At 63.2% G+C, this 10,282-nt stretch carries 9 protein-coding genes; 5 read left to right on the forward strand and 4 right to left on the reverse strand.

Annotated elements, in window-relative coordinates:
* The first annotated feature begins 108 nt into the window (after positions 1-108).
* The gene (locus NZ993_08835) at positions 109-1,386 is read left to right on the forward strand and encodes an adenosylhomocysteinase (protein MCS7155892.1); all 1,278 of its coding nucleotides are present in this window, start codon (positions 109-111) and stop codon (positions 1,384-1,386) included.
* Positions 1,387-1,443: 57 nt separating this feature from the next.
* Here the strand turns inward: NZ993_08835 and NZ993_08840 are convergent, their stop codons facing one another.
* The 4 genes from NZ993_08840 to NZ993_08855 all read right to left on the reverse strand — a co-directional run bounded on the left by NZ993_08840 (position 1,444) and on the right by NZ993_08855 (position 4,613).
* Positions 1,444-1,650, reverse strand: a complete 207-nt coding sequence (locus NZ993_08840; GenBank protein MCS7155893.1) for a cold-shock protein — start codon at positions 1,648-1,650, stop codon at positions 1,444-1,446.
* A 260-nt stretch (positions 1,651-1,910) separates the two neighbouring features.
* On the reverse strand, positions 1,911-2,579 hold the full coding sequence (locus tag NZ993_08845; GenBank protein ID MCS7155894.1) for a phosphatase PAP2 family protein: 669 nt from the start codon (positions 2,577-2,579) through the stop codon (positions 1,911-1,913).
* Between the two features lie 80 nt (positions 2,580-2,659).
* On the reverse strand, positions 2,660-3,985 hold the full coding sequence (locus NZ993_08850) for a NupC/NupG family nucleoside CNT transporter (protein MCS7155895.1): 1,326 nt from the start codon (positions 3,983-3,985) through the stop codon (positions 2,660-2,662).
* A 58-nt stretch (positions 3,986-4,043) separates the two neighbouring features.
* Entirely contained in the window at positions 4,044-4,613 is a 570-nt protein-coding gene (locus NZ993_08855; GenBank protein ID MCS7155896.1) for a thymidine kinase, read from the reverse strand.
* A gap of 110 nt (positions 4,614-4,723) precedes the next feature.
* On the opposite strand from NZ993_08855, the gene NZ993_08860 reads away from it, so the two are divergent.
* The 4 genes from NZ993_08860 (at position 4,724) to NZ993_08875 (ending at position 10,277) form a co-directional block, all read left to right on the forward strand.
* Entirely contained in the window at positions 4,724-7,621 is a 2,898-nt protein-coding gene (locus NZ993_08860) for a BamA/TamA family outer membrane protein (protein ID MCS7155897.1), read from the forward strand.
* A complete protein-coding gene (locus NZ993_08865; GenBank protein MCS7155898.1) occupies positions 7,618-8,733 on the forward strand; it encodes a PQQ-binding-like beta-propeller repeat protein in 1,116 nt (371 codons plus the stop codon). Before NZ993_08860 ends, NZ993_08865 begins: the two co-directional genes overlap by 4 nt.
* Positions 8,711-9,280, forward strand: a complete 570-nt coding sequence (locus NZ993_08870; protein MCS7155899.1) for a hypothetical protein — start codon at positions 8,711-8,713, stop codon at positions 9,278-9,280. The genes NZ993_08865 and NZ993_08870 overlap by 23 nt, the downstream gene beginning before the upstream one ends.
* Positions 9,281-9,341: 61 nt before the next feature.
* On the forward strand, positions 9,342-10,277 hold the full coding sequence (locus NZ993_08875) for a Gfo/Idh/MocA family oxidoreductase (GenBank protein MCS7155900.1): 936 nt from the start codon (positions 9,342-9,344) through the stop codon (positions 10,275-10,277).
* Positions 10,278-10,282 lie beyond the last annotated feature (5 nt).

Below are 10,282 nucleotides of genomic sequence, written 5' to 3' on the forward strand. Positions count from 1 at the left end.
AGCGGATGTAATATACAAAGCTCTGCTCTGTGAGGGACTCATTTGGGTCGCATTTGGTCGCGGGATCTTCTAACTTCGCCCGCAGAGGCCACGTAAAGGGAGAGCGCTATGGACCACAAGCCCGGGCAGTACAAAGTGCGGAATCTAGCTCTGGCTGAAGAGGGGCGCAAGCAGATCGCATGGGCGGAAAGCCGCATGCCTGTTCTTATGGCGCTTCGAGAGCAATACGGGCGCACGCAGCCCTTGAAAGGCTACCGCATCGCCGGCTGTTTGCACGTGACCAAGGAGACCGCCGTGCTGATCAGGACCTTACGCGCCGCGGGGGCGGAGGTGGCCTGGTCGGGATGTAACCCGCTTTCCACGGACGACGCCGTGGCGGCCGCCTTGGCCGCCGAGGGGGTGAAGATTTTTGCCTGGTACGATCAGACGGTCGAGGAGTTTTACTGGTGCATCGAGCAGACCCTGCAAATCGAACCCCACCTCACCTTAGATGACGGGGCCGATCTCATCTTCACTGTGCACAGCCGCTATCCGGAGCTGGCGGAGCGGATCCTCGGAGGCACTGAGGAGACGACTACGGGTGTCAAGCGGCTGCGTGCTATGGCTGAGGACGGCAAGCTGCGCTACCCTGTCATTGCCGTGAACGACGCCGAGACGAAATGGGATTTCGACAACGTTTATGGTACGGGTCAGAGCTCACTAGACGGTATTCTGCGCGCCACGGGGATTTTGCTAGCGGGCAAACGCTTCGTGGTGGCCGGTTACGGGCACTGCGGCCGCGGTGTGGCGATGCGGGCCCGCGGCATGGGGGCGCAGGTGATCGTAACGGAAGTCCGACCCACGGCCGCGCTCAAAGCCGTGCTGGAGGGCTTTCAGGTCATGCCCATGGACGAGGCGGCCGAAGTGGGAGACGTTTTCATCACGGCCACGGGCATGCGCGATGTGATCGTCGGGCGTCACTTTCGCAAAATGCGAGACGGGGCCATCGTGTGCAACACGGGCCACTACGACTGCGAGATCAACCTGCGTGAACTAGAGGCCTTGGCCGTCTCGAAGCGGCAGATCCGTCCCCACACCGAGGAGTACACCCTCGAAGACGGCCGGCGCGTTTACCTGCTGGCCCAGGGCCGGCTGGTGAACTTGGTCGCGGCCGAGGGGCATCCGCCGGAGGTTATGGACATGAGCTTCGCCAACCAGTTTTTGTCCCACCTTCGCCTAGTGGAGCTGCACCGACGCGGGGGGCGCCTGGAGGGCCAGGTCTACACGATTCCCGAGGAGCAGGATCAGGAGATCGCCCGGCTCAAGCTGCAGACTATGGGCATCCGCATCGATAGCTTGACGCCGGAGCAGGAGGCCTACGTCACGGATTACTCGACGGGCACTTAAGTTGTCCTCTACAAAAAAGCCCCGCCTCGAGAGGCGGGGCTTTTTGCGTTGATCGGGTTAGAGTTTCTGCACGTTCTGCGCCGAGGGACCCTTGGGGCCCTGTACGATCTCAAAGCGCACCCGGTCGTTTTCCCGGAGCGTGCGGAACCCTCCGTTGGACCGAATTTGGGAGTAGTGTACGAAGACATCCTTACCCCCGTCGTCGGGCTGGATAAATCCAAACCCCTTCTGCTCGTTGAACCACTTGACGGTGCCTTGCGCCATAAGGCGGCTCCTTTGTTTAGGTGTGCTACTGCTTTGAGAGAACCTACTTCCGTACTGCCCGGGCGACGAGGTCACTGCAGAAGGGATCCCTACGGCCCAACCGTTGAGGTGTAACTTCTACTGTCGACTCGTCAGTTCCCCACTGACGGAAGGATTTGCCGAAGCAAATCGGCACGAGCAAGATACGAAGACGAAGCCGAAAAGCAAGGGGTGCGGCGACATCTTGCGGAAAATTTTCAGAGCCCGCCACGAAGGCGGCCCTAGCCCCGTAGCGCGGCCGTGAGCACGGGCAGCCGGTTCCAGGCTAGCCCCGTATAGTATCCCACCCAGCAGGCCAGATAGCCCCAAGCTAGCCCCGCGATCACATCCAGCACCCCGTGTTGTTTGGTGTAAAGCGTGCTCAACGCGATGAGCCCAACCGCGACCCCGCTCACAAGCCGACGCCCCCAACCCCCGCGCAGGGTGAAAAACCAACTCACCACGGTTACGCTAGCCACATGCAGGCTGGGCAGCGCATGCGTGGGGGGATCGGTGCTGTAGATGCGCTCGATAAGCCACAGATGCGGATCCGTCTGAAGCTCCGCAAGGACGGGCCGAGGCATGTAGGTGGGGAAAAAATAGTGGATCACCCAGGCCCCGAACTGCATAAAGAGGGCTGCAAACAGAAGCCGGCGAACCTGGATCCAATCTTGGCGGTGCTCATAGAGGTACCAGCCGGCCGCCCCAAACAGATACAGAAGCCACAACACCAGGTACACCCACGCCCACAGGGGGACGAACGGGATCAAACGGTCCAGCCAGGTTTCGACGTTAAGCGGCGTTCGGGGGTTGGGCAGGCGTTTGATGAGAAAATCCCCCGCATACAAGAGGATACCCGTTATCCAGACAAGCCAAGGTCGAACGCGCGCGATCAGCGGGTGTGCGGCCATTCTCTGGTGTTCTTAGCGCCTCGCGAAAAGCGACGAAAGGTACGATTTCTCGCTCCGTCTGGTTCCCGGCGCTGTTCCCCTTAGCCGATGAGCGCGCCTGCGATAGTGGCCGTCATCATGTTGGCCAGGGTGCCGGCCAGCACGGCGCGCAGCCCCAGTTGCGCCAGCTCCGAGGCGCGATCGGGGATCAGGGGTCCGATGCCGCCAAGCTGAATGGCGATGGAGCTGAAGTTGGCAAATCCGCAGAGCGCGAAGGTGCTCATTACGATGCTCTTTTCGGCAAGCTGGCCGGTCTGGATCGCGTCGGCCAATCCCAGGTAGGCCACGAACTCGTTAAGAACGATTTTCGTGCCCAGAAGCGAGCCGAACTGCATGGCGTCGGCCCAGGGAACGCCAATAAGCCATCCGATCGGAGCCAAGATCCAGCCTAACAGGCGCTGCAGGGAAAGCTCCAGGCCCACTAGCCCTCCAGCCCATTCTAGGGCGTAGTTGAGGAGCGCGATCAGGGCGATGAAGGCGATGAGCATAGCCCCCACGTTGGCCGCAAGTTTAAGGCCATCTGAGGCCCCTCGGGCCGCGGCGTCGATCAGGTTTTGGCTGGTGCGCTCCACTTGCGCCCGGACGATTCCGGCCGTCTCCGGTGTGCTCGTCTCCGGGATCAGGATTTTGGCCAGCACGAGCGCAGCCGGGGCCGCCATGACGCTGGCGCCCAGCAGTTGTTCGGCGAACAGGAGCCGAGCCGCCTCCAGACCCAGCCCCCGAGCCCGCGCAAAGGAGTCGCCCAGCATTTGGATGTAGGCCGCCATCACGCCCCCGGCGATCGTGGCCATACCGCCGGTCATGACGGCCAAGAGCTCCGAGCGGGTCATGCCTTTCAGATACGGCCGGATCACAAGCGGGGCCTCGGTTTGGCCTACGAAGATGTTGGCCGTCACCGACAGCGACTCCGCACCGCTTGTGCCCATTAGACGCGTCATCACCCAAGCCATGGCCTGTACCAGGCGCTGCATCAGGCCCAGATGGTAGAGCACGGACATGAGCGCGCTAAAAAAGATGATCGTGGGCAGCACCTGAAAGGCGAAAAAAGCCCCCATGCTGCCCTCTTGGCCTGGGCTTAAGGCCAAGTTGCCGAACAAAAACCGAGCGCCCTCGGTGGTAAAGCGCAAAATGAGCACAAAAAACGAGCTGACCCATGAAAAGAAGGCCTTGGGCCAACCCAGCGGGGCGAACAGATGGCCCAGATCGTCCCCTTTGAGGATAAACACGGCCAGTAGGAGCTGCAGCAACAACCCCACGCCCACCAGACGCCAGCTGATCCGCCCCCGATCCGAAGAAAGGGCCCAGGCGATGGCCAAGATCACGCTCAACCCCAATAGGCCTCGTAAGACGTTCCACACAGCCTCCATAAGCACTCTCCTGCGCTTTGCGGTGGCCCCGGAGCCCGAAGCGAACGGCTATGGAGGATCAGGGCTCCGGTGGTTCAAAACAACGCCGGCAACGCGGCTCGTATAGGTCCCCCGCCCCTACAAGCACCCGGTCCTCGTGGACTACCAGACGTTGCGAGTATTGAGCCGGAGCTCCGCACCGGACGCAGATCGCGTGCAGTTTGGTGATGTACTCCGCAATAGCCAGAAGCTGGGGGATGGGCTCAAAGGGTTGTCCCCGGTAGTCCATGTCCAAGCCCGCTACGATGACGCGCTTGCCCTGTTGGGCCAGCTTGTGGCAGACGGAGACGAGTTCAGGCCCGAAAAACTGCGCCTCGTCGATGCCCACGACCTGCGCCCGAGCGGCCAAGAGCAAGATCTCTTCGGCCGAGTCTACCGCTGTGGAGGGCAGCGCCTGTTCGCTGTGCGAGACCACCGCGCAGGTCTCGTATCGGGTGTCCAGGCGAGGTTTAAAGATTTCCACCCGCTGCCGGGCAATTTGGGCGCGCTTCAGACGCCGAATGAGCTCCTCGGTTTTGCCGCTGAACATCCCGCCGCAAATCACCTCAATCCACCCCGTAGCGGGCTGGCCGTGAATGTGCGGTTCCATGTGCGCGCCTTTGTCTGCAACCGGGCGCCGCAATATACGGAGCATGGCCGCATAAATTGATTTTCGCGCGTCTTTCGAAAAAAGGACCCGTGCTGTATCATAACCCTACTATGCGGGCTTTGTGCCTGTTGTGCCTGTGCGTCGGCTGCGCGCTCGGATTCGGCGCGGCCGAGGCGCAGTACTACAGCTTCGGCCGCAATAAGGTGCGCTATGAGCGCTTCCGGTGGCAGCTGCTTCGCACCGAGCACTTCGACGTGTATTATTACCCCGAGATGCGCGATGTGGCCGAACGCGGGGCCTACTTCGCCGAGGAGCAGTATCGGGAGCTACAGGCACGCTTCGGCATGGGGCTAGCTCGCCGGGTCCCGCTTATCTTCTATAGCTCGCAGGCCCATTTTCAGCAAACCCACGTCGTGCCGGGCTTCATCCCCGAAGGAGTGGGGGGATTCTTCGAGTTCCTCAAAGGCCGGGTCGTGGTCCCCTTTACCGGCAGCTTGTATCGATTTCGCCGCGTCATCCGGCACGAATTGGTCCATGTCTTTACACATCACAAGCTCTACCGGGTCCGACGCGCCCATCGGGTAAGCCAAGATCAAGCCGCTCCGCCCCTGTGGTTTACGGAGGGCCTAGCCGAGTACTGGTCCGGTCCCCCGGACCCTCAAGCCGAGATGGTGCTGCGCGATGCCGTGCTGCACAACTACCTGGTGCCCATAAGCGATCTGTTCAAGATCGAGGGCAGCTACCTCATGTACAAAGAGGGAGAGGCCCTGTGCCGCTTTATCGCCGAGCACTGGACCGAGGAGCACCTGCGGCTGCTTTTGGAACAGGCCTGGAAGCATACGGACTTCTTGCGGGTTTTGGAGGACGTCCTGGGCGTCTCCGCAGAGGAGCTCGATGAGCGCTGGCTGCGCTGGCTGCGGGCGCGCTACTATGCGCGCCTGCCTATTGAGACCCTGCCCAGCCTGCAGGGGAGGACGCTTACGGAGCCGGGCTTCGCCCTGAAGCCGGCCTTCTACCGAGATCGCGCCGGCAGGCGTTGGCTTTTCTACCTGGCTCGAGGGCCAGATTACGCGGGGGTATATCGCCTAGAGCTCGGGGCTGACTGTCGCCCCGTGGGACGTCCGGAACGCCTGATCACGGGCGAGCAGACGGCCGCGCTCGAGGTCCTGCGCGAACTCGATGGTGGTAAGCTGAGCCTTTCCTCCTCGGGCGTGCTCGCCTTCGTGGCCCAATCGGGCCCCACGGACGTGCTCTACGGCTACGACGTGGAGAGCCGACGTTGGTTATTTCGTGTCCGCTTTCCCGATCTGGTGGCCCTGTACGGGCCCAGTTGGAGCCCCGACGGCCAGCGGCTTGCCTTTGCCGGCGCGGGGCGCTCCGGTTATGTGGACCTTTATCTTTATGAACCCATTAGCGGAAGGCGTTGGCGGCTGACGGAGGACATCTACGATGATCGGGATCCCACCTGGAGCCCAGATGGCCGTTACGTGATCTTTGCAAGCGACCGGACCTCCTGGGGCAAGGAGGGTTTCTACAACCTGTTCTCTTACGAGCTCGAAAGCGGCCGGATTCGCTACCTCGTATATGGGCCCTTCCACTGTATGAGCCCGGCCTTTGACCCCTCAGGGCGCCGCGTGGTTTTTTCGGCTACTTTGTCGGGGACCCCGGACCTTTGGGCCGTTCCGTGGGGGGAGGCGGGGCAGATGGCGGCCTCTGGGGCTTTGCCGGAGCCCCCCTCTGATAGCTTGCCTTTGCGTCGGCTGGCCCGCACGGCGACCGGGGCGCTGGATCCGGCTTTCGATGAGGAGGGGCGGCTTCTGTACAGCGCCTTCGAGGGGTATCGATTTACGATTCGGGTTCTGGATCACCCCTGGGAGGCCCTGAGGCGGGATCCCGATCGCTGGGTCATCTTAGAGCCGACCCGAGATGAACCCTGGGATACGGGCCGCATCAAGTCCGATGCCGCGCCCTATCGCAGGCGTTACACACTCGATCTGGCTCAGGGCCAGCTCAGCCAGTCCCCGCTTTGGGGCACGACCGGCGGAGCCCTTGCCGTTTTCAGCGATCTTATGGGTGATGAGCAACTGTATGCGTTGCTCTACCACAATGCGCAGGGCGGGGGCGATCTGCTGCGGGGTCTTAACGTGGCTTTCGGCCGCATCCATTTGGGCCGCCGGGCCCCGATCGCCTACGGGATCTATCGGCTAGGAGGGCTGCAGTACGATCTTACGGAGCCAGAGGCGAGCCCAAGCCTGCCCATCTATTGGGAGACCCTATATGGCGCCTACGTGAGCCTCTGGTATCCGTTTTCGTTCTTCCGCCGCCTGGAGCTGGGCGCAAGCCTCAACTGGTCCGATAAGACCACCCTGAGCCGAGCCCGTCGGGCGTTCTTGCTCTCCAATAGCCTCACGTGGGTACACGACAACGCGCTTTGGGGTCCGACGGGGCCCGCTGTGGGCTTTCGCGCGCTCTTGAGCTTGGCCTATACGACGGATCTGCGCTACTCGCACGTCAGCTACTACACCGTGCTTGCGGACGTGCGGCGCTACGTGCGCCTGTGGCGCGATGTGACGTACGCCGTATGGGCGCAGCTGCGCTACAACGAAGGCCGGGAGGCCCGGCGTTTCTTCATGGGCGGCAGCTGGGATGTGCGCGGCTACCCGCTGTTCGGCATCCGCGGCCGACACACCTGGCTGTTGAGCCAGGAGCTTCGTTTCCCTCTTGTCGAGCGCATTGGCGCCCGCCTGCCGCTGTTGGCCCCCTTGGGCCCAACGGTCCTGCGCGGAGCCGTGTTTGCGGATCTGGCGCATGCTTGGGAGGACCGCTATCGGGAGCGCATCCCGGAGCTTTACGCTGGGGAAACGCTCGCAAGCCTTGGATTCGGGCTTCGCCTGAACCTTTGGGGCGCCCTTGTGCTGCGCTACGATTGGGGCTGGCGCCTGCGAGAAGGCGCGCGCGGGCTTGAACGAAGGCCGTTTGGTCAGTTTTTCTTCGGATGGGACTTTTGAACCGGCTTCTGCTTCTTCTGCTCTGCGGCTGTGGAACGCTTGCTCCGGTAGAGCTATCGCAGCCCGTGGCGCACTGGTCCGGCTACGGCGGGGATGTTGGGCGCACCCACGCCGTGGCCGCTCCCCTAGAGGCGCCGGTTCGGCTCCTCTGGCGCCGTAACCTCAAGGCCGGTCTGGGCCCTTGGTCTGCGCCCGTGATCATAGGGCCTTATCTGGGCGTGTGCGCGCAAAACGGGGAGTTTGTGCTGTTTCGCTGGGCCGACGGCCGTCGGGTGGGGGCGCGCTCCTTTGGTCGCTCTCTAGAGGCCTCGCCGGCTACGGATGGCGATCGACTCTATGTGCCGGTGGCCTTTGGGTCGGTCGGGCTCATCGCCTATGAGCTCGCAAGCGGCCGCGTGCGCTGGCGGTTTGGGGAGGCCTCCGTCGAGACCCCACCTTTGTATCACGCCGGGCGTCTGTGGCTGAGCACGGTCCGCGGAGGGCTGCGCCTTTTGGATCCCGAAACGGGCGCCCTGTTGGGCAGCTGGGATCCGCAACGGCCCACTCGGTCCGCTACAGGGCCGGTTTGGACCGGCGCCGGCGTGGCCTACGCCACGCTGGACGGAGGCATTTACGGCTTTGATGAGGCCTGTCGGCTCCGGTGGCGCCAGGAGCTGGGCGAACCGATTGTGGGCGCCCTTGCGGCGCGCGACGGTTGGGTCTGGGCCGGCACCAGCCGAGGTTTGCTCGTGGCGTTGTGCGCGGAGCGCGGCGTTTTGGTCTGGCGGCAACGCCTCGGGCCCGAGCCGGCTCGCATCGCCTTCCACCTGGCCGTAGACGAGCGCGATCTGGTCGTGGGGATAGTAGGGGGGCCGCTATGGGTTCTGGATCCGCAAACGGGCCGCTTACGCTGGCGCGCCTCCCTGGCAGGGGGGCTTAGCACGCCGCTTCTGCTTGGTTCTTCGGCGATTTGGGCATCCGGCTTCGGCGGGGAGCTCCTGGCCCTAGACCGCCAAGACGGAGCGGTTCGGTTTCGTTTGCCTCTTTCCGGCCTTGCCAGCTCCGCCGCTTACGTAGCCAGTCGGCTTTTTGTGCTCACGGAGTCCGGTGATGTACTGGCGTTTGGCTTGTAGCCTTCTATTGGGCGCGGGCATAGGGGTTGCCCTCTGCGCCTCCGCGGGGCGCGCCCAGACGCCCTCTTGGGGTGTGCTCGAGCTCAAGGGGGAGGCCCGCTGGATTGTGGACTCGCTTCCCCCCCTGTGGGGCTCCGTCCGGTTGCGGCTGCCCGAGGGCCTTTACCGCGTGCGCGCGCTGGCGCCGGAGCGTCGGCTGTGGGGTTGGCCTCCGCAGGAAAAGCTCATCCGGATTCAAGCCGGGGATACGACGCGCTTGGCCGTTCCGGTCCCATCAGCCGGGCCTCCGCAGCCGATTCTCGTGCAATCCCCGAAGGAGCCCAGCTGGACGCTCGAGTACGCCTGCATGAGCCTTGCCCTGGGCTCGGCCTTGGTCTCGATCCATTATAAGTTTCGCGCCGATCGGCTTGATGACGCCTACCGACGCACCGGGGACCCGGATCTGTACCGCCGCGTGGCGCGCCTAGATCGCGTCGCGGGCGCGGCGCTGCTTGTAACGGAGTTGACCTTGGCCGTCTTGTTTGTGCGGCTTGCCCGGCGTTGGTAGTTGAAACTGAGCCTGCGCACGGTTCAATTTGCCGCGGTCGAACACCTCTATGCGGCTCCGCGTGGGTTTTATAGGTTCCGGAGGGCGAGGGCAGGCCATATGGGATCGGCTCCGGGCCTTCGCTGACGTGGAGGTCCGAGGAGGTTGGCTTGCGCGATCCGCCCCCGAAGCAGAAGTTCCGAACGGGAAGGGACTACCGCGGCTGGATTCTGCAGAGGCGCTCTTGCTGCAAGTGGATGCGCTGGTGATCGCCGTACCCGTTGAGGAGCGTTTCGTTTTTGCACAACTGGCCTTGCGTCAGCAGCTGCCCTGTTGGGTTGAGGCTCCGATCGCGTGCACCCCGGAGCAGATGCGTAGGAGCGTGGCGCTAGTAGAGGAAGCTCGGGTTTCCCTGAAACCTGGGCATACGCTGCTGTTTCACCCTGTTGTGTGGGCGTTGCGGGAACGCTGGCAGGCCCCGCAGCTACTGGAGGTGCGCCAAGAGGTCGCTTTGCATCCTCGCCGAGCCCCCGTGGACGTGGCGAGCGAGCTCTTATACCCCAACCTGGCCTTATTGCTGGGGCTTGTCTCCTCGCCCGTACACCGGCTAGAGGCTACGGCGGTTTGCGTATCCGGACTGGCCCCCGAGCCCGATGGTTTTCGGGTGCACCTGCGTTTTGAGAACGGTCTTGAGGCGCAGCTCTGGGTGAGTCGGCTCTCGCCTGAAGCCGTGCACGAGCTTCGGCTGTATCAAACCGGCCAGGTGGCCCGAGCCGATCTGATAAGAAACACGCTGGAATGGACGCGCTTGCACCCTCGCGCGGAGCCTGGCGGGCTCAACTTGCTCTATGAACGCCCTCGGCTTTCTGAGGCCGATGCGCTCTCGGCGTCCCTTGGGGCTTTCTTGGAGGCCGTGCGTCGAAACCAGGATCCGCCCGTTTCGGTTTACGACGCAGCCCTGGTGTATCAGGTGTTCCGCAATACGTTGGAAAAAAGCCGTGTCCACGGTGCACCCTAGCGTAT

The organism is Bacteroidota bacterium, from assembly GCA_025059945.1.
GTDB lineage: Bacteria > Bacteroidota > Rhodothermia > JANXDC01 > JANXDC01 > JANXDC01.

What these genes read in the sequence shown, in the direction of transcription:
- NZ993_08840 (MCS7155893.1), bottom strand. Translation starts at nt 1,650, where the DNA reads ATGGCGCAAGGCACCGTCAAGTGGTTCAACGAGCAGAAGGGGTTTGGA.
- NZ993_08835 (MCS7155892.1), top strand. Translation starts at nt 109, where the DNA reads ATGGACCACAAGCCCGGGCAGTACAAAGTGCGGAATCTAGCTCTGGCT.
- NZ993_08860 (MCS7155897.1), top strand. Translation starts at nt 4,724, where the DNA reads ATGCGGGCTTTGTGCCTGTTGTGCCTGTGCGTCGGCTGCGCGCTCGGA.
- NZ993_08855 (MCS7155896.1), bottom strand. Translation starts at nt 4,613, where the DNA reads ATGGAACCGCACATTCACGGCCAGCCCGCTACGGGGTGGATTGAGGTG.
- NZ993_08870 (MCS7155899.1), top strand. Translation starts at nt 8,711, where the DNA reads ATGTACTGGCGTTTGGCTTGTAGCCTTCTATTGGGCGCGGGCATAGGG.
- NZ993_08845 (MCS7155894.1), bottom strand. Translation starts at nt 2,579, where the DNA reads ATGGCCGCACACCCGCTGATCGCGCGCGTTCGACCTTGGCTTGTCTGG.
- NZ993_08850 (MCS7155895.1), bottom strand. Translation starts at nt 3,985, where the DNA reads ATGGAGGCTGTGTGGAACGTCTTACGAGGCCTATTGGGGTTGAGCGTG.